This is a genomic window from Microbacterium sp. UBA1097 (assembly GCF_002313585.1).
In the GTDB taxonomy this organism is placed as follows: domain Bacteria; phylum Actinomycetota; class Actinomycetes; order Actinomycetales; family Microbacteriaceae; genus Microbacterium.
In genome coordinates this window covers 1-23451 of the sequence record NZ_DCBW01000058.1, presented here as the reverse complement: position 1 = coordinate 23451, position 23451 = coordinate 1, and the positions used below count along the sequence as shown (strand labels likewise).

24 protein-coding genes, 1 tRNA gene and 1 pseudogene are annotated in these 23451 nt (G+C 63.6%); 20 read left to right on the top strand and 6 right to left on the bottom strand.

Features of this window, described 5'->3' with window-relative positions:
* Nucleotides 1-52: 52 nt before the first annotated feature.
* The 4 genes from B4F19_RS13485 (at nt 53) to B4F19_RS13470 (ending at nt 3506) form a co-directional block, all read left to right on the top strand.
* Nucleotides 53-1225 carry a DNA polymerase III subunit delta' gene (locus B4F19_RS13485; RefSeq protein WP_292730400.1) on the top strand — a complete coding sequence of 391 codons (1173 nt, stop codon included), beginning with the start codon at nt 53-55 and terminating at the stop codon, nt 1223-1225.
* Nucleotides 1222-2769 carry an alpha/beta hydrolase gene (locus B4F19_RS13480; RefSeq protein ID WP_228178014.1) on the top strand — a complete coding sequence of 516 codons (1548 nt, stop codon included), beginning with the start codon at nt 1222-1224 and terminating at the stop codon, nt 2767-2769. Before B4F19_RS13485 ends, B4F19_RS13480 begins: the two co-directional genes overlap by 4 nt.
* Nucleotides 2770-2837: 68 nt before the next feature.
* Nucleotides 2838-2910, top strand: a tRNA-Thr gene (locus B4F19_RS13475).
* A gap of 209 nt (nt 2911-3119) precedes the next feature.
* Nucleotides 3120-3506 (top strand): hypothetical protein, encoded by a 387-nt coding sequence (locus B4F19_RS13470; protein WP_292730393.1) that lies wholly within the window; start codon nt 3120-3122, stop codon nt 3504-3506.
* Nucleotides 3507-3513: 7 nt separating this feature from the next.
* On the opposite strand, the gene B4F19_RS13465 is transcribed toward B4F19_RS13470, so the two are convergent.
* A complete protein-coding gene (locus tag B4F19_RS13465; protein ID WP_292735676.1) occupies nt 3514-4470 on the bottom strand; it encodes a DMT family transporter in 957 nt (318 codons plus the stop codon).
* Between the two features lie 53 nt (nt 4471-4523).
* Between B4F19_RS13465 and B4F19_RS13460 the strand changes: the two genes are divergently transcribed.
* Nucleotides 4524-6830: an MMPL family transporter gene (locus B4F19_RS13460; protein WP_228178017.1), complete on the top strand. Its 2307-nt coding sequence runs from the start codon at nt 4524-4526 to the stop codon at nt 6828-6830.
* Between the two features lie 20 nt (nt 6831-6850).
* Nucleotides 6851-7429 carry an isochorismatase family protein gene (locus B4F19_RS13455; protein ID WP_228178018.1) on the top strand — a complete coding sequence of 193 codons (579 nt, stop codon included), beginning with the start codon at nt 6851-6853 and terminating at the stop codon, nt 7427-7429.
* On the opposite strand, the gene chrA is transcribed toward B4F19_RS13455, so the two are convergent.
* From chrA to B4F19_RS13435, 4 genes are all read right to left on the bottom strand, one after another.
* Nucleotides 7430-8662, bottom strand: a complete 1233-nt coding sequence (chrA, locus tag B4F19_RS13450) for a chromate efflux transporter (RefSeq protein WP_292735674.1) — start codon at nt 8660-8662, stop codon at nt 7430-7432.
* A 9-nt stretch (nt 8663-8671) separates the two neighbouring features.
* Nucleotides 8672-9436, bottom strand: a complete 765-nt coding sequence (locus B4F19_RS13445; RefSeq protein WP_228178020.1) for an aquaporin — start codon at nt 9434-9436, stop codon at nt 8672-8674.
* Nucleotides 9433-9843 carry an arsenate reductase ArsC gene (locus B4F19_RS13440; RefSeq protein WP_228178021.1) on the bottom strand — a complete coding sequence of 137 codons (411 nt, stop codon included), beginning with the start codon at nt 9841-9843 and terminating at the stop codon, nt 9433-9435. Before B4F19_RS13440 ends, B4F19_RS13445 begins: the two co-directional genes overlap by 4 nt.
* Nucleotides 9844-9917: 74 nt before the next feature.
* Complete coding sequence (locus tag B4F19_RS13435; RefSeq protein ID WP_292735672.1) at nt 9918-10814, bottom strand: metalloregulator ArsR/SmtB family transcription factor; 897 nt, start codon at nt 10812-10814, stop codon at nt 9918-9920.
* Between the two features lie 52 nt (nt 10815-10866).
* On the opposite strand from B4F19_RS13435, the gene B4F19_RS13430 reads away from it, so the two are divergent.
* On the top strand, nt 10867-11661 hold the full coding sequence (locus B4F19_RS13430) for an MOSC domain-containing protein (protein WP_228178023.1): 795 nt from the start codon (nt 10867-10869) through the stop codon (nt 11659-11661).
* A 101-nt stretch (nt 11662-11762) separates the two neighbouring features.
* Nucleotides 11763-12143 carry a helix-turn-helix domain-containing protein gene (locus B4F19_RS13425; protein ID WP_292735670.1) on the top strand — a complete coding sequence of 127 codons (381 nt, stop codon included), beginning with the start codon at nt 11763-11765 and terminating at the stop codon, nt 12141-12143.
* On the opposite strand, the gene B4F19_RS13420 is transcribed toward B4F19_RS13425, so the two are convergent.
* A complete protein-coding gene (locus B4F19_RS13420; RefSeq protein WP_292735668.1) occupies nt 12115-12255 on the bottom strand; it encodes a hypothetical protein in 141 nt (46 codons plus the stop codon). The genes B4F19_RS13425 and B4F19_RS13420 overlap by 29 nt on opposite strands.
* A 537-nt stretch (nt 12256-12792) precedes the next feature.
* Here B4F19_RS13420 and B4F19_RS15920 point away from each other — a divergent pair.
* The 12 genes and pseudogenes from B4F19_RS15920 to B4F19_RS13370 all read left to right on the top strand — a co-directional run.
* Nucleotides 12793-13422: pseudogene (locus tag B4F19_RS15920) on the top strand (ABC transporter ATP-binding protein); the annotation flags it as partial.
* Nucleotides 13423-13575: 153 nt separating this feature from the next.
* Nucleotides 13576-13761 (top strand): hypothetical protein, encoded by a 186-nt coding sequence (locus B4F19_RS13415; RefSeq protein ID WP_292735666.1) that lies wholly within the window; start codon nt 13576-13578, stop codon nt 13759-13761.
* A complete protein-coding gene (locus B4F19_RS13410) occupies nt 13758-14546 on the top strand; it encodes an ABC transporter permease (RefSeq protein ID WP_292735664.1) in 789 nt (262 codons plus the stop codon). The genes B4F19_RS13415 and B4F19_RS13410 overlap by 4 nt, the downstream gene beginning before the upstream one ends.
* 247 nt (nt 14547-14793) lie before the next feature.
* Entirely contained in the window at nt 14794-16047 is a 1254-nt protein-coding gene (locus B4F19_RS13405; RefSeq protein WP_292735662.1) for a YcaO-like family protein, read from the top strand.
* Nucleotides 16048-16082: 35 nt separating this feature from the next.
* The gene (locus tag B4F19_RS13400; RefSeq protein WP_292735660.1) at nt 16083-16445 is read left to right on the top strand and encodes a hypothetical protein; all 363 of its coding nucleotides are present in this window, start codon (nt 16083-16085) and stop codon (nt 16443-16445) included.
* A 34-nt stretch (nt 16446-16479) separates the two neighbouring features.
* Nucleotides 16480-17397 (top strand): TOMM precursor leader peptide-binding protein, encoded by a 918-nt coding sequence (locus B4F19_RS13395; RefSeq protein WP_292735658.1) that lies wholly within the window; start codon nt 16480-16482, stop codon nt 17395-17397.
* An 834-nt stretch (nt 17398-18231) separates the two neighbouring features.
* Nucleotides 18232-19167: a SagB/ThcOx family dehydrogenase gene (locus B4F19_RS13390; RefSeq protein WP_292735656.1), complete on the top strand. Its 936-nt coding sequence runs from the start codon at nt 18232-18234 to the stop codon at nt 19165-19167.
* 3 nt (nt 19168-19170) lie between these two features.
* Nucleotides 19171-19917 (top strand): CPBP family intramembrane glutamic endopeptidase, encoded by a 747-nt coding sequence (locus B4F19_RS13385; RefSeq protein WP_292735654.1) that lies wholly within the window; start codon nt 19171-19173, stop codon nt 19915-19917.
* Nucleotides 19914-21053: a hypothetical protein gene (locus B4F19_RS13380; protein ID WP_292735652.1), complete on the top strand. Its 1140-nt coding sequence runs from the start codon at nt 19914-19916 to the stop codon at nt 21051-21053. Before B4F19_RS13385 ends, B4F19_RS13380 begins: the two co-directional genes overlap by 4 nt.
* Before the next feature lie 18 nt (nt 21054-21071).
* Entirely contained in the window at nt 21072-21467 is a 396-nt protein-coding gene (locus B4F19_RS15915; RefSeq protein WP_366768201.1) for a PadR family transcriptional regulator, read from the top strand.
* Entirely contained in the window at nt 21464-21880 is a 417-nt protein-coding gene (locus tag B4F19_RS13375; RefSeq protein WP_292735651.1) for a hypothetical protein, read from the top strand. Before B4F19_RS15915 ends, B4F19_RS13375 begins: the two co-directional genes overlap by 4 nt.
* Before the next feature lie 895 nt (nt 21881-22775).
* The gene (locus B4F19_RS13370; protein ID WP_292735649.1) at nt 22776-23228 is read left to right on the top strand and encodes a GNAT family N-acetyltransferase; all 453 of its coding nucleotides are present in this window, start codon (nt 22776-22778) and stop codon (nt 23226-23228) included.
* Nucleotides 23229-23451: the final 223 nt, after the last annotated feature.

The following is a 23451-nucleotide window of genomic DNA, read 5'->3' as shown; positions in this document are numbered from 1 at the left end:
CGCCCCGGTGACTCACGGCAGATCGTCGGATGCCGCAGCTACGCTGGGCTGCATGCAGCAAGCGCCCCCCGAACAGGTAGTTCCGTGGGGCGCCGTGTGGGGGCAGCCGGAGGCCGTCGCGCAATTCCAGGCCGCGGCATCCGACCCCGACTCACTCGCGCACGCCTGGCTGATCACGGGTCCACCCGGCTCTGGCCGCTCGACCCTCGCTGCGGCGTTCGCGGCAGCGCTCATCGCCGAGCCCGGCGACGAGGCCACGATGCGTCAGGTGATCGCGCGGACCCACCCCGATGTGACAGTGCTGCGAACCGAGCAGGTCATCATCCGCATCGACGAGGCTCGGCAGCTGGTCGAGCGCGCCTACTTCGCCCCCTCGCTCGGCCGGTATCGGGTGATCATCGTCGAGGATGCCGACCGCATGGCCGAGCGCACCTCCAACGTTCTGCTCAAAGCGCTCGAGGAGCCACCCGAGCGCACCGTGTGGGTGCTGTGCGCCCCGAGCGATGCAGACCTTCTTCCGACCATCCGTTCTCGGGTGCGTGTGGTGCGCCTGCGCGAGCCCGACGTCGCCGACGTCGCTGCGCTCATCGCCCAGCGAACCGGAGCCGATCCCGTCACTGCTGAGCAGTCAGCGCGGCACGCGCAACGGCACATCGGCATGGCACAGCGGCTCGCCACGGATGGCGAAGCTCGTGCACGTCGAGACGTGACGCTGCGAGCTGCGCTCGGTGTTCGCAGCGTCGGCGATGCTGTCGATGTGGCAGGTCGCATCGTCCAGGCGGCTACGGATGACGCCAAGGCGCTCACCACGGAGCGAGACGAGACCGAGCGCGAGAGCCTCAAGCGCACTCTCGGAATCGCCGAGGGCGCAGCCGTGCCGCCGGCGGTTCGAGCGCAGATCACCGCGCTCGAAGAGGATCAGAAGCGCCGCGCGACCCGGAGCCTGCGCGACGGAATCGACCGCGTGCTCACGGATCTGCAATCGCTGTACCGCGACGTACTCATGATTCAGTTCGGCAGGACCGACCCGACAGGAGGGAGTGTCCTGATCAACCGAGAGCTGGACGAGGACCTTCGCGCGCTCGCGGCGGCGTGGTCACCGCAGCGCACGCTGGTCGTGCTCGATGAGATCGCCCGCACGCGCCGGAACCTCGAACAGAACGTCGCACCCACCCTTGCTCTCGAGAGCCTGCTCATCACCGTCTCGTCGGGAAGGACACCATGACCGCACGCCTCGCTCGACGCATCCTGACAGCGAGCGCCACGATGGTGGCGGCGGCTGTCGCGCTCGCCGGCTGCTACCTCATCCCGATGCCGGATCAGAGCTCAGCCCCGCACCGTTCCCCGACACCGATCACCGACGGGGTCGCGGAGGATCTTCTTTCCTTCTATCAGCAGACACTGGACTGGGCCGCCTGCGGCGAAGGCTTTGACTGCACCACCGTCACCGCGCCCCTGGACTGGAGCGACCCGGATGCGGGAACGATCGACCTCTCTGTCATCCGTCACGCGGCGACCGGTGGTGAGCCGCTCGGTTCGCTGCTGACCAATCCCGGCGGCCCGGGAGCGAGCGGCGTGGATCTCGTGCGCGATTCCCTGGGTTTCGCGGTCGGTCAGGCGCTCGAGGAGAACTACGACGTCATTGGCTTCGATCCCCGCGGGGTCGGTAAGTCCACCGCGGTCACGTGCCTGGACGCTGCGGGCATGGATTCGTTCGTCTTTGACATCCCGCCCGGGCAGCGCCGTTCCGCCGAATGGGACGCGTTCGTCACCGAGCAACAGCAGGAGTTCGCGGCCGCGTGCGAGCAGAACAGCAACGGCATCCTGCCGTTCATCACGACCGGAAACGCGGCGCAGGACATGGACCTGTTGCGCGCGGTTCTTGGCGACGAGAAACTCAACTACCTCGGCTACTCGTATGGCACCTTCCTCGGGGCGACGTACGCGAAGCACTACCCGGATCGTGTCGGGCGTCTCGTGCTCGATGGCGCGATCGATCCGTCCTTGAGCGGGCTTGATGTCTCGACCCAGCAGGCCATCGGCTTCGAGAACGCGCTGCGCGCCTACATGGCGTCGTGCGTGGGTCAGAGCGATTGCCCCTTCAGCGGTTCGGTCGATGAGGCCATGGGAGATCTTGCGATCCTTCTGGCCAGCGTCGACCGCGACCCCATCCGCAACAGCGATGGCCGGATGCTGGGCGCTGACTCGCTCGTGACCGCCATCGTCACCGCGCTGTACGCGGAAGAGAGTTGGCCGTACCTCACGCAGGCGCTCACCGACGTGCTGCGGGGGAATCCCAGCACCGCATTCACTCTCGCCGATTTCTACTACAACCGCCAGGGCGGCCAGTATCTCGACAATTCGACCGAGGCTTTTCTGACCTACAACTGCATGGATTACCCGGACGGCGAGACGGATGCCGAGCGCGCTGCGTCTCAGGCAGCTATCGCCCAGCAGGCCCCGACCATCGCCCCCTACTGGGAGGGCGTGGACTTGTGCGACGTATGGCCATACGCACCTACTGGCGTTCGGGAGCCGATCGCCGCAGCAGGTGCCGAGCCGATCGTGGTGATCGGGACGACGGGTGACCCGGCGACACCGTATGACTGGTCGGTCGCGCTGGCCGAGCAGCTCGAGTCGGGCGTGCTCATCACGCGCGTCGGTGAGGGCCACACCGGCTACAACAAGGGCAACACATGCGTGGATGATGCCGTCGAGGCCTATTTCATCGACGGCATCGTGCCAGCCGACGGCCTTGTCTGCGAGTAGTGACAGGTGGTCACGAGCCGAGTGGGGACACGGTAAGATCGTTGATCGTGCATCGCGCGAGCGATCACGCCACCTTAGCTCAGACGGCAGAGCGATTCACTCGTAATGAATAGGTCAAGGGTTCGATTCCCTTAGGTGGCTCTGAACAAAAGAGACCGTCCGTAGGGCGGTCTCTTTCGTTCATCCGGCGGGGAGTGAACCCTTGGGTGGGCCCACGCCGCCAGAGGCTCCGGGCGCCGCGAAGCGGCGGCTGGAGTGGCGGTGGGGACGATTCCCTTAGGTGGCTCCGTTTATGGCCCGGGGGAGCGAACCCTTGGGTGGGCAGGTCCGCTCCCTGAGAGAATGGGGCTGTGCCACCCGCGCTAGCCGTTGCCCTGGAGATCTACACCTGGATCGGACTTGGCGCGGCTGTGCTCCTCGGCATCGCGGCCCTGATCGCGTGGGTCGCCGACGGGTCGTGGGTGCCCGTACGGGCCGTCGTCTCGCCAACTCCCGCCGGCGAGGTGGTGCGATGGTTCGATGACAGCGGCATCCTCGGCGAAGCCCCGCTGCCGCACGGCGCGACCGTGCACGATGAAGAGGTCGACCTGTGGGCGCGCCTCGGTCGGCACGATACCGTCCGGGTCTCCCGGACGTCGCCGCTGGTGCGCTCGCTCGCTCGTCTCACCGCAGGCTTCGCCGCGCTTGCCCTCATCGGCCTTGTCGTGTCGGTCGTGCTGCTGTTCCTTGAGGGCTGACGCCGCGTCAAGCGAGTGCCAGCAGCACGCCGGCGCCCAGAGCCAGCGCAAGACCCAGCCACTGCACGGCAGCGACGCGCTCGCGAAGCACGACGGCGGCGAGCAGGATCGTCCCGGCGGGGTACAACGCGGTAAGGGCTGCCACGATCGACAGGTCTCCGAGACGGAGTGCAGCGAGTAGCAGCACGTTGGCGGTGACATCAAGCACACCGCACACGAAGGCAAGGCCCCATCCTGCGGGCGTGGATCGTGCCGTCCCTGCCGGAGAGGTGCGCGCATGCTCGAGGTCGGCGTGCCCGGTGGGGGTCGCGCCGAGTTCGATACCGCGGGCTCGGAGCGCGGATGTCGCGCTGGCTCCCCGCCGTGTGGCGGCGATGATCATCGCAACGACGATGACCATCGTGATGGTCGCGTTCGTGGCGCGGTTGGCGATCATCGGCACGAGCCCGCTGTCATCGCTGGCCTGATCGAGGGTGATAAGGAATGCGCCGATCGCCAATCCAGAGCCGATCGCCATCACGAGTCCGCGCGCTGACGGACGAACCGCACCTTGTCCGGGGATGAATCCGACGAGCACGACGGCGATCAGAGCCACCCCGAGCCCGAGGTAGCCGGTGACCGTCAGGCTCTCACCGCCGATTGTGAGCCCCCAGATCATCGGTGCAATCGCGGACGTGACCGCGGTGACGGGGGAGAGGATGCTCATCGGGCCGATCGCGAGGCAGGCGTATAGAAGCGCGATTGCTGTCACGCCGAACACTCCCGAGAGCGCGCCCCAGGCGACGTCTTCGATGTTCCACCGGGCTCCGAGCAGGGGGATCAGTATGAACAGAACGACCAGACCGCTCAGAGCCGCCGTCGCGGTAACGACGATCGAGCGCAAGCGTCTGGCTGCAAGGCCCCCGAAGAAGTCGGCGGCGCCGTAAATGAACGCTCCCAGGAGAGCGATTGCTGCCGACACCATCCGTCAACGATAGGGCTTGCGCGGATGCCGGTTTAGCTAGATAAGCTAGCAAGATGGCTCAGAAGAAGAACTCCGTCCGCCCCTCCCGGTGGTTGCGAATCGGCATCCCCGCGTTGCTCGTGCTGATCTGGGTCGGGGTGGGGTCGGTCGGGGGCCCCTACTTCGGAAAGGTCGACGAGGTCGCGAGCAACGACCAGTCGAGCTTCCTCCCCGAGAGCGCGGACGCCACGCGCGTCGCTGAGCGCCTCCCAGACTTCTTGGGTGACGAAGCAATCCCCGCCGTCCTTGTCGTGACGGGCGACGGAGAGCTCACCGATGATCAGCTCGCCGAGGTCCAGACGCTCGTCGACGAGATCGCGAACATCGACGGTGTCCTCGATGGAGTATCCCCACCGGTGGTCTCGGATGACGGCGAAGCGGTGCAGGTCTTCATCCCGATCGATTCGTCGGGTGAAGTGCGTGAGATCGTCGAAGAGATCCGTACCCTCGTCACCGACGATCTGCAGGCGCCGCTCGAGGGGTGGGTAACGGGACCGGCAGGCTTCACGTCTGACCTCGTCAAGGGATTCCTCGGCATCGACGGACTGCTGCTCATCGTCGCCCTAGTGGCGGTGTTCGTCATCCTGGTGATCGTCTACCGATCGCCGCTGCTGCCGATCCTCGTGCTCATGACCTCGACCTTCGCGCTGACCGTGGCGCTGCTCGTTGTGTGGTGGCTCGCCTACGCCGGCGTCTTCGTCCTCAACGGTCAGGTCCAAGGCATCCTGTTCATTCTCGTGATCGGCGCGGCAACAGACTATGCCCTGCTGTATGTCGCGAGATTCCGGGAGGCCATCGGCGAGGGCGAGCAGCGATGGAACGCGACGCTGCGTGCCTGGAAGGGATCCTTCGAGCCGATCCTCGCGTCGGGCGGCACAGTCATCGCGGGTCTTCTGATCCTGCTGCTCTCGGATCTTGCGACCAACCGGGCGCTAGGACCCATCGCCTCGATCGGCATCGCGTTCGCGATGCTCTCCGCCCTCACCTTCCTGCCCGCGCTGCTCGCGCTCTTCGGCCGCGTAGCGTTCTGGCCGTTCATCCCCAAGCACGGGCTCGCAGAGCTTCCCGACGACTTCACCAAGCCGGTCAAGGGATTCTGGCCACGCCAAGCGCGCCTGATCGCGCGACGGTCGCGCCCGGTCTGGATCATCACGACGGTCGCGCTGCTGGTGGCAGCCCTCGGTGTCACCCAGTTCAAAGCGGATGGTGTGGCATCCAGCGACCTCGTGCTGGGCTATTCCGAAGCGCGAGACGGGCAGAATGTTCTCGCCGAGCACTTCCCGGCAGGCTCCGGTAGCCCCGTCTACGTGATCGTTCCCGAGAGCGAGCTTGCCGCCGCGGTCACGATCCTCGACGACAGCGCCGGGATCGACTCGGTATCTGTCGCCTCCGAGGACTCGCCGAGCGGACAGGCGCCTGTCTCTGTCGAAAACGGGGAGCCGGTCTTCACGGCCTTCGGGCCGCCGGGTACTCCGGCGCCGAGCCCCACCGTCTCGGACGGCGACGTGCTCGTGATCGCGACGCTGACGGATGCCGCGGACTCGGTCGAGGCCGAGCAAACCGTGCGCGACCTGCGCGTCGCGTTCACCGACGAGCTCGGCGACGGTGTCGCCCTGGTCGGCGGAGTGACGGCGACGGATGTCGATTCGAACGACACCTCGATCCGCGATCGCACCGTCATCATCCCGATCGTGCTGGTGGTCATCCTGCTGATCCTGATGCTGCTGCTGCGGGCAGTGCTCGCGCCGGTCCTGTTGATCCTCACGGTTGTCGTGTCGTTCGGTTCGGCCCTCGGTGTCAGCGCGCTCGTCTTCGACTACGTCCTCGGGTTCCCGGGCGCAGACCCGGCAGTACCGCTTTATGGATTCGTGTTCCTCGTTGCCCTCGGCGTCGACTACAACATCTTCTTGATGTCGCGCGTGCGGGAGGAGTCGCTCGTGCACGGCACGCGTCGCGGCATCTTGCGCGGGCTCGTCGCCACCGGCGGGGTGATCACATCGGCGGGCCTCGTGCTCGCAGCGACCTTCGCTGCGCTCGGGGTCATCCCGATCCTGTTCCTCGCACAGCTGGCGTTCATCGTCGCGTTCGGTGTGCTGCTCGACACCTTCGTCGTGCGCTCGCTCCTCGTCCCGGCCCTGTCGTACGACATCGGGCGGGCGATCTGGTGGCCGTCGAAGCTCTGGCGGCGCGGACCCGAAGTGGTGGGAGCGGTTCACGACCCGCGGTCGGCTGACCTTGTCGGAGCCACCCACGCCGAGGGCGAGTCGCAGCCGCTCAGCCGCCGTGCGCTGCGGAAGAAGCGGGATTCCGACGACGGGTGAACGAGCGTAGCCTCGACGTTATGGGTAGGGCACTGTTCATCGTCGATGTCCAGAACGACTTCACCGAAGGCGGCGCGCTCGGTGTCGAGGGCGGGGATGCCGTAGCCGAACGGATCTCGCAGTACCTCGTGACGCACGCCGAGGAATACGACATCATCGTCGCCTCGCGCGACTGGCACCATCCCGATCACGACAATGGCGGACATTTCCATCCCGAACCTGACTTCGTCGACACGTGGCCGGTCCACTGCGTGAGCGGGACGGAGGGCGCGGAGTACGACCCGGGTTTCGACACGGCATCCGTCACCCACCACGTCAAGAAGGGGCAAGGAGAACCGGCGTACTCACTCTTCGAAGGTACGACGGATGACGGCGCCAAGGTGTCGGATCTGCTGACCGAGCACGGGATCCTCGAGGTGGATGTCGCCGGCATCGCCACCGACTACTGCGTCCGCGCCTCGACGCTGGACGCGATCGCGCACGGCAGACACGTGCGGGTGATCACGAACCTCATCGCGGGGGTCGCCGCCGAATCCAGTGAGGCTGCGCTCGCCGAGGTCGCGCACGCCGGCGCTGAACTGGTCGAGATTCCGACCTGATCAGGAAACTCCCAGCGCAGCCAGCAGGATGCCGCCCGCACCCCCGATGAGGACGACTGCCCAGGGCGGCAACTTCCACGCAATGAGCAGCACGAAGCACACGAGCGCGAGGCTGAACGACCCTACGCCGACGATCCCCGTCGTGAAGAGCGGGTCATAGAGAGCCGCGCCGAGGATGCCGACCACGGCGGCGTTCGCCCCGCGCATGAGCGACTGCATCCAGGTTCGCCCTCGAAGAGCGTTCCAGAACGGCAGCACACCGACCAGTACCAGAAACCCGGGAAGGAAGATCGCGACCAGGGCGATGGCGGCGCCGAGAACGCCGCCGGGGCCGACCGATGACAGGGTCCCGAGGTAGGCCGAGAAGGTGAACAGCGGCCCGGGCATCGCTTGCACGGCGCCGTAGCCGGCGAGGAACTGCTCGGGACTCACCCATCCGGTCTCGACCACCCCCGCCTGCAGCAGCGGGAGGACGACGTGTCCGCCGCCGAAGACGAGGGCTCCGGCGCGGTAGAACGTGTCGAACAAGCTCACAGCCCCGTTGCTGCTGAGGGCGGCGAGGATCGGCATCCCGAGCAGGATGACGACGAACGCCACCAGGCTGACGACTCCTGCTGTGCGTGATACCGGGAAACGCATGAGACCGGTGTCGCCGATTCCGGCGGGCGCGGACCGGCAAAGGAGGAGACCGGCGACCGCGCCGAGAACGATCGCGAGGACCTGTCCGATCGATCCCGCGAGAAGGAGCGCGACGACTGCCGCAACCACGGCAATTGAGGCACGCCGCGCATCGGGGGTCAGCGTCTTCGCCATGCCCCAGACCGCCTGGGCGACGATAGCCACCGCCACGATCTTCAGGCCCGTCAGCAGACCCGCACCGATGACACCCTCAAACAGTGCCGCGCCGAACGCGAAGGCGACCATGAGGATCGCCGAGGGCAGCGTGAAAGCGAGGAAGGCCGCGAGAGCGCCGAGCGGGCCGGCACGGTGCAGGCCCATCGCGAAGCCGACCTGGCTGGACGCCGGCCCGGGCAAGAACTGGCACAGGGCGACCAGGTCGGCATATGCCTTGTCACTCATCCACCGGCGTCGCACGACGAGGTCGTCGCGGAAGTAGCCGAGGTGCGCGATCGGTCCGCCGAAGGAGGTAAGGCCCAGGCGCAGGAAGGCCCAGAACACCTCGCCTGCCGAGCCGCGCGATGCGGTGGCGGTGTCGTGGGCGCTCGCGGTCACGGCCGGATTCTACGGGGCGGTTCGGTCGCGGCGGTGAACAGCTGAGGCGTCGGGATCGACATCCGCATGCGGGATGACGATCTCTTCGGCAGCATCAGCGACGTGGGGGAAGAGCGCGATCGCTGCGACCACCGCGATAGCAGCGCCGACAAGCTGCGCGGCGATGAACGGGAGTACCGACGGAGCCCCGATGCCGGCGAAGGTGTCGCTGAACAGGCGCCCGATCGTGACCGCGGGGTTCGCAAACGACGTCGAGCTGGTGAACCAGTACGCCGCACCGATGTATGCGCCTACCGCCGGTGCTGCTGCAGCGCCGCGCCCGGTGCGGGCGAGCGCGACGATCAGCAGCACGAGTCCGAACGTCGCGACAACCTCTGCGATCAGCGTTGCCGGAGTTGCTCGGGCAGTGGTCGACAGGCTCGTGGGCACGTCGAACATGACGTTGGCGAGGACGGCTCCGCCGATAGCGCCGGCGATCTGGGCGAGCGTGTAGATCCCGAGCATCGGCCCTGTGAGCCCCACTCGGCGGCGCCGCCCGAGGAACCAGTCCACGAGCGACACCGCCGGATTGAAATGTGCGCCTGAGATCGTGCCGAACATCAGGATCAGAACCGATAGGCCGAGGGCCGTCGCGATGCTGTTGGCGAGCATTTGGATGCCGACATCCGTTGTAAGCCTGGTCGCCATGATGCCCGAGCCGACCACCACCGTGACGAGCAGTCCGGTGCCGAGGAACTCCGCGGCGGCTCGGCGGGCGAGGGGAGCGAGAGTCACGCGGCGGGGGCGATCTCGGAAAGCAGGGTCTCGACGCGTCCCCGGATCTCGTCACGGATGCGGCGCACGGTCTCGACATCCTGGCCGGCCGGGTCGTCAAGCTGCCAGTCTTCGTAGCGCTTGCCGGGGTAGATCGGGCAGGCGTCGCCGCATCCCATCGTGATGACGACGTCGGACTCCTGCACGGACTGCACAGTAAGGACCTTGGGCGCGTTGTTCGCGATGTCGATGCCCTCTTCGGCCATGACCTGCACGGCGACGGGGTTGATCTGGTCCTTCGGCTGAGATCCCGCCGAGCGGACCTCGACACGGTCGCCGGCGAGGGCCTGCAGGTATCCAGCGGCGATCTGTGAGCGGCCGGCGTTATGAACGCAGACGAACAGGACGACGGGAGGGGTGGTCGACATGGGCTTCACCTTTCTCGGGATGAGAAAAGCATAGATGGTTATCTATCTATCGGGGAAGCCGAACCCAGGGGAGTTCAGCTCGTGTTCACTTTCTCGGCGGAGCGAAGTTCTGTGAGGAGTTCTCGCACGCGCCTGTCGATGTCATCACGGATGCCGCGCACGGCTGCGAGCGGCTTGCCGACGGGATCTTCGAGCTCCCAATCGAGGTATCGCGTTCCGGGATAGATGGGGCAGGCGTCGCCGCATCCCATCGTGATGACGACATCCGCGGCACGAACTGCTTCGTCGGTCAGTGGCTTCGGGAACTCGTCGCCGATCGAGACGCCGATCTCATCCAGCGCGGTGACGATCGTCGAGCGAACGTCCGTGGTAGGTGCAGAGCCAGCGGTTCGCACGCTGACCGCGCCGCCGGCGAGGTGGCGCAGGATGCCGGCCGCCAGTTGGGATCTGCCGGCGTTCTGCACGCACACGAACAGCACGCTCGGGGTGGTATCCGACGGTCTTGCTGATGCCGCGGTCAGCGCGTCGAGCCTGCTCGCGGCGAACGAGAAGGTGCGGGATGCCAGGAGCGGGGCATCCGTCGCCGAGAGGCGTGCGTGGCTGTCGGCGACGACCTCACGAATCTGGTCGGCGTCGACGCGCTCGCCGAATCGCGCCTGGAGGTCGGCCGCGATCCGATCGAGGTCGACGGATGCTGCCTCGCGGGGGCGGCCGAGGAGCGCGTCGACGCGGTCTGCGGCATCCGGCGCCACCGAATACCAGACCTGGCGTCCTACCGGTTCGCGGCTCACGATGCCGTCGGCAAGCAGGGTCTTCATGTGGTGGCTGACGGTCGGTTGACGCAGACCGAGTTCGGTCGCGAGCCGCCCGACGAGCACACGACCGTCGGGGGAGGCGCGCATGAGGCTCAGGATGCGGGCGCGGGTCGGGTCGCCCAGTGATGTGAGCGCGGCATCCGTTCCGGCATCCATTGATCGCAGTCTATCGAAGTGAGCGGTACCCGGCGCGTGGCACGATGGCGGCATGGCATCTGTCGCCGCGCTGTATCGCTACCCGGTGAAGGGGTTCACGCCCGAAGTGCGCGAGCAGATCGTGGTGCAGGACGACGGGCGCGTCGAGGGTGATCGGGTGCTTGCCTTTCGGTTCGCCGATGCCGTCGAGCCCGAGGTCGAGGACGGGCTGCCGTACTGGCCGAAGAAGCGCGGCCTTGCGCTCATGGACATGCCCTCGCTCGCGCGGCTGAAGCTGAGTTACGACAGCCATCGGCGCTGGCTCACGATCAGCGACGGCGATCGCATGCTCGTGGATGCCGCTCTCGACGACGCGGGTCGCCGAGAGATCGAGGATTCCGTCACGGCATGGCTGCGTGAGACTTCCGATGCCCGGCATCTAGAGCGCCCCGGCCGGCTTCCGCTTCGGCTCATTGGTGACGGCGTCACCTCGCAGTTTCAGGACCGGCCCCGCGGGTATGTGTCGGTTCATGCGGCGGCATCCGTCGTGGAACTTGGGCGGGCCACCGATGGCGTTGTCGATGACCGCCGATTCCGCTCCAACATCGTGGTCGAGGGCATTGCGCCGTGGAGCGAGCTCGAGTGGCAGGGGAGGGTGCGGATCGGCGACGTCGTGTTCGCGGTGCAGCGTCCTATCGTGCGGTGCGCTGCGATCATGGCAAACCCCGACACCGGTCTGCAGGACGCGCCACTGCTGCGAACCCTCACGCGGGAACTCGGGCAGTCCGCGCCGACGCTGGGTGTTCTGCTGCTCCCCAAGAGCGGCGGCGGAGTTCTCCGCATTGGTGACCCCGTCGAGGTCGCATAGCGCGCGACAACCACTCGAGTAACGCTGACATGGTGGGCCCGGTAGGATCAGCCTCTAATAAATCAGGACGGCTGCTCCCACCTCTGGAGAAGGTGCAGAAGTTGGCCGAACTCATGGCGACCATACCCACAGATTCCAACCCTGACCGGGACGAGGTGGAGCGCTCCTGGCTCATTCGTCGTCGCCTCACCGATGAGCAGGTGGCGGAGATGGTAGGGCTGTACGAGTCCGGTGTTGGCACGCCCGCGTTGTGCAAGCAGTTCGGCATCTCGAAACCGAGCGTCCTCGAGTTGCTCCATGATCGCGGAGTTCAGATGCGTCGTCAGCCACTGACGAAGGCGCAACGAACTCGAGCCGTTGCGCTGTATGAAGAGGGCTTCGCGATCAAGCCAATCGCGGCCGAACTCGGCTCAAGTTTCGGTGCTGTGCATCGAGTGCTCAAAGCTGAGAGTGTCAGACTGCGTCCACGTCCTGGTCGATAGCGGCTTTCTTGGCTTCTTCGTTGCGGGCGCCCTCCAGCAGTGCCTTCGCCAGGTCGGCGTAGTCCTGCTGGGGAAGTGCGAGACCGTGGACCTGGGTGCTGTCGATCCGCATGCGCACCACTGCTGGACGGTCGCTGGAGGCCGAGGATCGCTGGGCTCCTCACGCTCGGATTGGTTGCGATTGCGTCTGGTTTGGAGCCGTGAGGCACCAGCGGCTGAACTGAAGCCAGCGCTTCGGTCGTCCGTGGGGAAGCTAGGACATGAAGGCTCTACGAGCAATGCTCGGGATCTGTTTGCGCCTTATGTCGCTGGGATCCTTACTCGGCAATCGGAGCGCTCGCGGACGATGCGTAACGTGCTTGTAGCACGAATCCTCTAGACCGATTCCGCCCGCGCAGATAAGCTGGTGCCGCTTCGGGACAAGTCGGGGGTCGGAGCATTCGGGGTCCGACGAGATGAAGCGCTGTCAAGTAACCAACGAGATATGAGAGGTCTCGCATGATTACAACGATTGATCGCGTGGAGGAGAAGCACTTCGCTGCCGAGGGAGTAGCCGCTCCAGGCGGATGGTGCTGTTCATGCTGTTGCTGGTGCTGGTTCAACATCTTCAGCTGGAGCATCTTCTAACCACCACTGAGCATTCGGTGCAGTGCGGCCTCCACGAGCGCACTGCACCGAATGTTGTCGGCTAGCAAAGGGGGGAGAGGCTGTGCCAAAGAGTGACGTCCCAGTCGCCGAGGCGGACAACCTCTCAAAGACGTACGGAGCTAACACCGTCGTTGAGAGCGCGAGCTTCCGTATTCATGCAGGCGAGGTCGTTGTCCTCGTGGGGCCTAACGGATCCGGCAAGACCACGACGATGGAAATGCTGGTCGGGCTACGCCGTCCCACACTCGGACGCGCATCGATCGCAGGCGTCGCAGTTCGGCCCGGCGGGCCGCATCGGAGCCTTGTCGGCGTACAGCTGCAGCAGGCCGGATTACCTAATCGACTTCGTGCGGGGGAAGCGCTCCACGCGGCTGCCTGTTTATACCCGAGTCCCGAAAATCCTCGTGACCTCCTGGAGCGGGTCGGTCTAGCGCATGCGTGGAAGACGCCCGTCGATAGGCTGTCGGGTGGTCAACAGCGGAGGCTTGACATTGCGATCGCATGCATCGGTCGCCCACCGTTTCTACTCCTCGACGAGCCCACGTCCGGGATGGACCCAGAGGGGCGTGCGGAGCTTTGGGAGCTCCTGCGTGCCACGACTGGACCGTCGTGCGGAGTGCTCGCGAGTACGCACGACCTCGGCGAGGCCGAGGCCTTCGCTGATCGCGTTATCATGATGCGGAATGGGCGCCTGATCCTAGACGGCAGTGTAAGCAGTGTTATCGCCACGAGCGGCGGAGAATGGCGGATTCGGATTCCATCAGCTTCTCCGTCCACTATGGCGATGATCGAGTCATCGGAGCTTCGTCACAGCCGTGCGGGCTCAACGATGGTGGCTATCGGCTCGCGTCACGAGATCGAGCTCCTACGTGCGGCAATCGACGCTGACGATGCTGCCGAGGACGTCATCGTGGGTCCTATTCGGCTGGAAGACGTGTTCCTTTTCGCGCGATCGGAAGAGGCCGCATGACCACTGTCCAGTCCGGAACCGGCCGTCGAGCCTCGCGCGCTCGGATGCTAGCAGTGTGGGCGCGACAGGAAGTACTTCTGTTGCTGCGCGAGCCCGTGGCGGTCTTCTTCTCTCTCGCATTCCCCTTGGTCATTTATCTCTTCATTGGCCTCCCTTACGCGAACGAGCAGACCGATCAGGGCATTAGATTCATCGACTTCATGTTTCCGACGCTAATTGGAACTGTTTCAGCGAACCTTATGTTGATGGGTATGCCCATCTATTTCGCAGAGCTGCGGGCGCGCGGTGCTGACCGCCGGTACAAGGTAATGCCGTTGCCGGGGTGGGTATTCGGGGTAGCAATCATTTCTGCTACCTGCGTACTACTCGCGCTTGCCGCCGCGATTATTGTCGCGGTTGTCGGCATAGGCCACGGACTTCTCCTGACGAGCGTGTCGCCCAAGTTCATAGGTCTGAACGTGCTGCTCGTTGCCTGGCTATGCGCTGTCGGTTACTTCCTGGGCACCCTTCCGCTCAGCACTCGAACTACACAAGCCGTGAGTGCAGCGTTGTTTTTCGTTCTTTTCTTCGGCAGTGGAGCGGCAGCTCCTCTTGGCGGTCTGCCTACCTGGATTCAGGACCTGATGCAGTTCAATCCGCTCCGACATTGGTTTGAGTGGCTTACGGCGGTCTATACAAGCACCCCGCCAGCCGAGGGGACGATATGGAAATCGCTTGCGGTTCTTCCGGTGGCCGCCCTGGCCGCGTGGGTCGGGCTTCAGAATTCGAAGCGTGTAGTTTCGTGACACGATCTGCGACTGCTCTTAGGTTCGAGAGAAGGACATGGTGAAAGTAACTCAGCTGAACTCGACCACCCCATGGATTCCGCCCGTGATGCCTATCAATGAGGCGAATGCGCTCCATGATTTGACATCGGTATATTCACCTTTTGGGGCCATTCGCAATCTGCTCATGGTCTTCCGGCCCGGGGTGGGTATAGGCGGGTATCAGGGCTCCGCAACGCCGATGTCCTTGGACCATAGTCTCTCTCGGATGCTCGGTCTTAGCGGCTCGTCTGCGGGACTCGATCGTGAGATATACGGAGGAGGTAAAGGTCTGACGCTCTTCGATACCGTCGCCTCATCGCTCGGCGAGGCGGTTGAGAGAATGCTTGGCAGCCTGTCCTCGTTGGAAGCAACCGACCCCTCCCAGCAGCGCCGCGCGACCTACTCCGAGCTAGTTCAGGCAGGACTTCGCGCCGTTGGTCCGGCAACCCTTGAGCTCTGTGCGCCCGAGCAGTTGGCGAGCCCGGGCTTCCTCTGCGATCCGTGGACGGAGGATACCGAGCTGTCTTGGGTTGTGGGTGTCGATCTCGTCACTAACCAAGAGATCTGGGTGCCCGCACAACTCATCCATCTCTTCTACGTCATGCAGTTCGACGAACAACGCGTTGGATTCTCGAGCTCGGGCGGCCTAGCCACTCACATCACGGACGAGCAGGCCCTGCACCACGCGATACTCGAGCTCATCGAACGGGATGCCATCAACCTCAGCTGGTATTGCCGGATTCCGCCGGCTCGCATCGAACTGGACCGCCCTCTTCGTAACAAGGGGCTGCGTGAGTGGCTCGCTGCCGCCGACCGGGCAGGCGTGGAGGTGACGTTTTATAGCCACGCATTGGATATCCCAGATGTCTCCGTCATCACGGTCGTCGCCATTGATCCAACCGCCCCGAACAACGGGTACCTTGCCGGTGGAGGGGTCGGACTAAACGCAGAGGAGGCGATGCGCAGTGCCGTGTCGGAACTCGTGCAGGCTGAGCGCATGGTTCGGATCCCCGCACTTGCGCCGTCATGGGAGTTGACGGGCGGCTACCAGCGGATGTTCGGCATCGATGAGGATGCACGCCCGAGCGATTTCGACAACTTTATCCAGGTCATTCCGTACTATGGGTTTCCAGCGAACCAGCGGCAACTCGACTGGTACTTCCGAGATCCCCAGCAGCGAGTAGCTCCCCTTTCGTCACTACCCGATTGGCGCGGGGACAACCCCAACGCCGAATTGGCGCGCGTTCTTGATATCTGCGAGCAGCACTCTCTTACGCCCATAGCCTTTGATTTCACGCCGTCGACATTTGATGTGGTGCGTCTGCGGAAGGTTCTAATCCCGGAACTGGTGCCCGCCTTCCCGCCGAATATGCCCATGCTGGGACACCGGCGGTACCGTGAAATCCGTCAGATCATGAGCATCGACACTACGCCTCTGGGGTATGACGATCTCACCACCCAGCCCTTGCCGTTCCCATGAGTGCGTCGAGCGATGAGACCACCCCCAGAGCTTCGATGAGCATGGGTGCCTGGCGAGTGGTGCTGGTCCTGCTTGGCATCAAGCTCCTGCAGTGGTGCGTGCTTGCGCTGACTCTCGTCGTAGGTCCTATTCAAGGGATACCCGAGCCAAGCCTTGGTTCGCATGTGCTCGCTGGGTGCTGGGTTGGAAGCTCCTTTCTCTTCGTATTGTGGCGCCGCTGGCTGGGCGTCGTTTCGGCGGCGACGTACTCAGTGTTGTCGCTGATCGTGGCGACGGCCATGCTGGTCGAGGGCGTCGACCTCGTATGGAACACTCTGACTGCGCTGGGGAGCGCGGGGATTCTTGTCGCACTTCTCTTGTCCATCGTCCAGAGGAACTATCACCATTCGCGATGGTGAGCCTGCGTTATTCCATGTCATTCAAGGGGGTATCTTGCTCGAAACATCAGACTCAAAGCTTGTCGTGAATCCGGCGCTTACGGTCGTCCGTAGTAGCAACGACGAGATCGTCGTTCGGCTGGGAAGCCGTTCGACGCTCTCGCGACGAATGAAGGATGATCAACGAAACGGCGTGCTCGGTGACATCGTTGAACACTTTGTTTTGCCCGCTTCTAGGGACACTCTGGCCGTCTCAGAGGATGTGCCCACCGAGGTCGTGGACTCCATGATCGAGACGCTCGTCGACCAGAGGGTGTTGATACAGGAGTCTGCTACGACTGGCGCGTTCATTTCAGTCGGCCTTGACCTACCTGCCCCGCAGCAAATCACCAATGCGATGGTCGGCATCGTGGGTGAGGGGATGATCGCGGAGGCGTTGGCTGCTCAACTCGGTGATCTCGGCGCGAAAGTTGCGTCATGCCCTGAGGTTGATTCAGCAGTCTTCGACGATTCAGATCTTGTCGTTGTTGCCTCGGACCAGCCCAATATCGGCGTGTTCTTTGATGCTAACGAAATCGCTCTCGGCACGGGGCGGCCATGGCATGCGGTCTTCGTTGATGGAGCTGAATGCGTCATCGGGCCTCTCTTTCGGCCTCAGTACACCGCATGTTTCCATGACTTTGACACCATGGACGAGGCTGCGCGCTCGCTTCGGCTCGACTACCTCTACTACAAGTCATCACTGGGAGCTGGCAGCGGGTCGATCTTGCCTCGCTTCGTCGCGGACCTGGCTGCTTCGTACACATCAATCTCGGTCGCTCAACACCTCGCAGGTAGGGGCAGCTTCCTTGAGGGCGCTGTGATGCGAGTAGATCTAGGGCGACTCGAGATTGTGAAGGATCGAGTGCTCCAACTCCCTCGCTGTCCCGCGTGCATCCAAAACCGCCCTTACCTGCGACACCCTTTCATCTGACACAGAGGAGGTCGAACTAATGGCAATTAGCGTGGACGAAGTGAAGCGAATGCTCGAACAGACGCTCGTGCCACCACTGGACACCGTTGAGCTCGACCCGAACAGCGTCAAGGCGGCCGCGAGTCGGCTGGGTGACGCGCGGGGGACCGAAGGGGAGCGCTATCACCTTGCATCGAGTCTCACTCCCGCGGGAGTCAAGCGGCTATTGCCCGAAAAGATCGCCTCCACGGTGCGCGAGTTCTACTTCACAACAGCCGATGAAGGTGCAAAGCGGATGGCTGAGGAGGGTTCCAATAGAGTTGTGAGTTGGCAGACAGTGGCTCCGCAACTCGCGCAAGTCTTCGCTCCGTGTTGGACAGAGCCGCAGGTGGTGGCCGCTCTTTATGGTGTTGACGTTCTCGTGGTCGCAGACGGCGCACTTTGGCGACAGGTGCCAGGCCGGCCCGACCTCGTGTATGAGGCGACGTGGAGCGAGGACGACACAGTCGCACTGCAACACGCGATACCCGGCGTTCCTAACCTGTCTGGTCCTGGCAGAGCGTTCGCGTTCCTCGTGGCGACAATTGCGCGGTCGCAGTTCCTCCATGGCGAGCGTGGCTACCGCTCGTCACTTATGAGTGCCGGACTCGTCGCTTCCGGACTTCTCCGGGGATGCTTGTTGCCCCCGGGGACTGGTTGGCGCCCAGCGCTGGTGGAAGCGTTCATAGATCGCGAGGTAAACGACCTGTTGCGGAACGATGGTGTGGACCGAGGAACAGTCGCGGTCTTGTTGCTAAGTCGAATCGAGTCGCCCGCGACTCATGGACATGCCCCTCAGAACGTTGGAGAATCCTGATGGCTGCTACCTCTGTAACTATTGATACCTCCTCGAAGCGGACACTCGATCCGAATGTGCAGCTCGCCATCGACGTGATTCCGTCCCTTCCCGCTCGCTCTCAGGATGCGATTCGCGAAGTCATCGAGTCCGCCGTTGACGTAGTCAACGAGCGCTCGGGCGAACCCGCGAGTCTGGCAGAGATCATCCAGCGTGTCTTTGTGCGCTCCGTAGGCGAATTTTTCACATCGCAGCGCCAGAGCACTCAACTACCAACTGATCTCCTGGACTACATAAGCGCACGCGAGGAGGCGATCTCTCTACCGCCGCCCGCTGACAAGCTCGATGTGGCCCTCAGCGATGTGTTGAACGCGCGCCGATCGAACCGGAATTTCTCCAATGAGCCGGTCACGCTTGATGAGCTATCGACGTTGCTACACTTTGCCGCCGGTCGCCGCGGGGTTGAGGCGGGCTACGGAGTCAAGGACATGCCGCTATTCCGGTATCCAACTATCGGTGGGCTCAACTCTGTCGATGTTGGAATCATCGTGAACCGCGTGGCTGGGCTCGAGCCAGGTTTCTACATGTACGATCCAGTCGGGCATGCGCTGGTCCTCCGGGATCGAGGCGACATGAGACTCGCGGTTCAGGACGTTACTTTTGAAGGCGACTGGTTGTTCCACGCGCCGCTGGTTGTGACGATCATTCACAATCAGGAAAAAGTGGCGTGGAAATACAAGACGCGCTCGCTGCGTTTTTCTCACGTCGATCTAGGGGCTCTCACGCAGAACTTCTATCTCGTTGCGACCGCGACCGGCTACAGCTGCTGCGCTGTAGCAGGATTCTTCGACGAGGCGATCAACAACTTCTTCAAGCTCGATGGCTCCCGTCAATTTGTGAGCCTTTTGATCGGAATCGGGCCAGCGGGGCGGATAACGCTGGCGCCGGAAGAGTAACTCATGGCAGGGACAGTCGCTGGGTTCCTGCTGATACCGCTTCTTGTTCTGGGGGGGTACTCGCTCCTCGCGACCTCGATACTTCCATCCCTCCGTCGAACGACGTCAATAGTTGCGCCGTTGCTGCTTGGCGCGACCTGCCTGCTCGTGGCTATTGGGCTTTCGGCGAGCGTCGGCGGCGACCCACTCAACGCCGTCCAGGTTGGAAGCCCTTGGGTAATGGTCGCGGCGTTCGTTGCAGGGAGTGTCGCCGGTTTTGTTGCTTTCCAGCTTGAGCGACGTCTGTCTCGCGCGCTCATCAATCGACGCGCCAGCAGGACACCTGTAGATGCGCTCCCGGCAAGCCTCCGCGGGACGATGCCGGGAGTAGATGAATCCTTCATCGGCGTAGCGTTGATTGCTCAGAGACCCGCAGTGTTCGCGGGCATCACGCTGTGGACGGCGACCGCAGAGGAAGTGCTTTACCGAGGAACGGTACTACTCGTCTGCGTTCCGCTGGGCCTGGACCCGTGGTTGGCTCTCGTACTGCAGGCAACCTTCTACGCCGGTAGCCATCTGGCTTTCGGGCTGCCTGCGGTCTTGGGCAAGATATTGCTCGGCCTATCGCTCGGTGCCGTTGCCCTGGTGTCGGGTTCGATCCTGCCCGCTCTGATGGTGCACATCGGCTACCAAATCCTGGTGTGGCGGCAATTTCGTCGCTGGGGCAAACCACGGGCTAACGTCGGAGAGGGGGCGAGAATCTCCCCGTGACAGATGCGCGCGATGGCATAGCGACTTTCCAGCGTGGCGGCTGGGACAAGACGGATGCGAACGAGGTAAGGACGCCGCTCCTATTGGACGCGGGTTCCTCGCTCATGGGATACCGCGAGTCTCTCCAGGACTCCGCGACCAGGGCCACGGACGCCATCGCGGAGGCCACGCTCCGCTTCGGTGTCGGCGCTGTGGTCGACTCGGGATCCACGTTCGAGTCGATTTACCGAGCACGAGCCGCCCACCCGGAGCTTCGCATCGTTGCTGCGGGGCCAACGCTCACAGACGAGGACCCGCGCTCCGAGTCCGAGAGGCAGATCACCGATCGCATGGCCTTGGGGCGCTCACTATCGGCGTACAGCTGTGAAGAGACGGGTGTCATTAGCGTTCGTACTGGGGACGCAGCGTTCGTGCGATCGGTCCGGGCGCAAACCCATCTGCCAATCCTCGTCCGGACGACCCGAGTCGTTGCGGCCGAGCTCTCGGCGGTTGGCAACGCGGCGCTCGTCGGTGCTCACCATGTGCTCGGCACAACGAGCCATGAGGGCGACACGTTGAGTGGGATTGCGAACCTGCGTGATGAGGAGGTGATCAGACGTGCCGAAGCAGTTGCTCAGTCTGGGGTCGCGATTCTTACCGGCATGCTTGCGCTTCGCCGCTCCATACTCCCCCGCGAGGCACTAGAGACTAGCCACCTCGAGGAGCTCGTTCCCGTGTTTCCGCACGCACGCCACCTAGTGGAGATGCGTCGCTTTGGAGGTTACCTTGCCGGCCGCCAGCAACTCGCCTCGAAGTCCGGGCTACGAGAACCGTCACCTGCGCAGCGGCGGGTTGTCGAACGCGGGTGGCAAGTGCTGCGAACGGCCGTAAGCGCGTTTGTCGAGGCTGGCGGGACGTTGCTGCCCGCAAGCCTCAGTCCAGGCGTTGGAGTTGTTCCTGGCTTCGCGCTAAAGGAGGAAGCGACTCTTCTGGCGCACCTTCTCTCGACGGAGTGGGTGCTGACAGCCATAACAACCACTGCCGCCAGGTTCTTCGGAGTATCACTAGAAGGTGAGCTAACGGCTCGCGTCGACAGCGTCCACGACCCCGACCTGATATTGAGGTTGCGCAGGCCGGAGCCGAGATCGCTCGAATGACTATTGCGCGTGATTTAAATGCCTAGTATAATACTAGGCATGCATAACACGTCGGCTGCTGACGACCTTCGGGAGAGCTGGGAGAGCGTCTTCCGTCAAGGTCTACTTACGTTCTGGACGTTCGTTGTTCTTGACGAAGCGGCGGGTGACGTCGGGGCGATACGTGCTCGAGTTGAGAAGGTCACGGATGGCGCATATCGGCCATCCGAACAGGTTCTCTATAGGCAGTTGCGACGACATACAGACGTTGGCTTGGTCGAGCGTCATCAAGAGCAGTCGCCTCACGGGCCGGCGAGGAACATATTCTCGTTGTCCAAACTCGGACGCAGCGTACTTGAGTCTTTCGCGTATAGGAACATCCGCGCATTTTCAGATCCCGTAGTCCAGGCCATTATCGAAAGAGGGGCGAAGTGAACGCATCACTTATCCGCAACACATGCCTCAAGTGGTTCATGTTGGTGAACTCGGTCACGACCATCGCCTTCCTGCCCCTCATGAGCTACTTCGTCGCGACACACAACGCCGAGGGTGTGGCGTGGGTAGGAGGAGGGTACGGTGCGGTGTGGTTCTTGTCCGGGCTTAGCTGTGGAATCGCAGACGGGGCAAGTTCGCGCGGATTGCACAGAGAACTCGCGTATGCCTCCTTCATGTTCATATGCGCCTTCTACCTGTTGATCGCAGGTCGCCTCTTCTGGCCCGAGGCCCTCCCTCTTGGGTGGCTCGAGTCGATACTCGCCGCACTTGCATGCGCCGCTGCGGTTGTTGCGATCCAGCTATATCTCCGCAGGCAGCACGAGGGCTATACGAAGAATGAGCTTTTTGAATGATCGGGTTCGGAATACTTTCGCGCCCGCAACGCTGACCAGAGTAGGGCCACTGGCGCACGAGACCTCTCACTCAGAGCTTTCCAACGACGGAAGCGGTGCCGGTGGCCCTCCTCGTCACTAGTAAGCGTTGCGTGTGCGCAAATATTGCGTCAGCGGGCACGGGTGAGGCCCGAATCAGTGGCAATGCTCCGACCGGTGACTGCTCGCCCGTTCCCCTCGAAGACCGATCGCAACTCGTTGGGTCAGGACATCTATAGGTAGCGCATCGGGGTCTGATGGGCACGCTGGTGTCGGCGTCGCAGCTCGCGTTTACTCTCTACCCAGATGATCGGGGCGCATCTGTGCCGACCGCTTCGTCATTCTCGGAGGTGCAGGGAGTGTTCAGGGTCATATGTCGGGTGTGCGGTCGGCGTGCGTCCGCGACCGCGGCAGGCGTGGTCTGTGCTCACGAGAGTGCCTCGGAAGCGCGATGCAGTGGCACGGGGCATCGCGCGTCGGGGATACTTGAACCTGCGCCGTCGACTGTTTCAACCGGCAGCACATATCCCGAGGTCACGCCTCGGACACGTGCCGTCGAGTCGGCTGCAATTGAGCACGCCGGGCAGGCGATGGTCGCTCGACTTGAGGAGTTGCGGGAGCGAGGTCGCGCTCAGCTTCGCGCCGAACGGCGGAGTCGATACATCCCTCCGGTCGAGGCCTGGCAGCTGTCAGGTTCCAGCGTCCGCACGGTTGGGGGAGGCCTGCCGGGGCTTGGGCGGCGCTCATGACTTTCCTGCACGCTCATTCGCCGTATGCGGAACCGGGCTTTGACGAGTGGCGGGAGCGTCTCGATTCATTGCCGCCCTCGGAAGTGTGGATTCGCCCTGCCGAGCCCACGGTTGAGGACGGAAGGTGGATGCGCTGGGTCCAGGCAGAGTGCGAGTCAACAACCATCCAGGGTGTTGCTTTCAACGTTTCGACGATCGAGAAGAAGATTGTCTTCCTAGCCGAGATCTCGGACTGCACCGTCGGCTTCTGTATCGCTCTGGCTGGTCGCACGGATAGCGCGCCGATGTTTGTGCAACTGGTGGCAATAGTTCCCCAGGCCAGACGCCGCGGGGCAGGGTTCGCGCTGCTGCACGCGGTTGCGAGCACCGAGCCGCATCACGATATCGTCGCGGCGACGCTGGACGGGAACACCGCAGCAAGAGCTCTCAACGAACGATTTGCGGCATCTCTGGGCGCGAGCATTCGGCGGGTTCCGATTCGGAGCTTCCGACCGAGCGAGATGGGCTTCGCCCCCGGCGAGAATCACCGTCCCTGGCTCATCGAACGTTCCCCGGACAGATCACTCCGCAGCGAAACCTGATCCGCTCGCCGTCGAGTATCGGGTGGTGCCGTAGCTCCGGGGGAGGGACGTAACTGGTGGGTATTGAATCGTTCCGTCGAGGGGAGAGTACGCGCGGCCGCGAACCTCGTTTCGAGTGGTTCGGAGATCCGCTTGAGCCGACATTGCTGCCTCGTCAGCGACTCAGCTATCGCCTCGACAGCATCACCTCGTTGCGGAGCTGAGTATTTGGAGTCGTGAGCGC